1 pseudogene is annotated in these 314 nt (G+C 63.7%); it reads left to right on the top strand.

What is annotated here, in order from left to right:
* Positions 1-258: pseudogene (locus EN852_RS38285) on the top strand (TetR/AcrR family transcriptional regulator); the annotation flags it as partial.
* Between the last annotated feature and the right edge of the window lie 56 nt (positions 259-314).

Here is a 314-nt window from a genome sequence, read left to right as displayed (position 1 = left end):
CTTGCCGGCATCTTCGCTGCATGGCGGCAGGCGATCGCCGACAAGATCAGCGCCGACCAGCAGGAGGGCAGGGAGCAAGGCACGGACCCCCGGCAGTTTGCGATGGTTGCCGTCGCCGCCTATTCCGGCGCCATGTCGATGGCCAAGACATCGCAGGATGCCGGGTTCTTGCGGGAGTGCTTGAAGGAATTGGAGAGCCTCCAGCTGTCGTCCGGTGGATCGACCGTGAGGCGACGCCGCAGGGTGTTGCTGCGATAGGAGCTAGCCGGATAGAGCAGTGGAAAGGATCTCCTTCGCTTGAAACCCAAGCGCCG

The organism is Mesorhizobium sp. M2E.F.Ca.ET.209.01.1.1 (genome assembly GCF_004010375.2).
In the GTDB taxonomy this organism is placed as follows: Bacteria; Pseudomonadota; Alphaproteobacteria; order Rhizobiales; family Rhizobiaceae; genus Mesorhizobium.
This window is presented reverse-complemented; position numbering and strand designations above follow the sequence as displayed.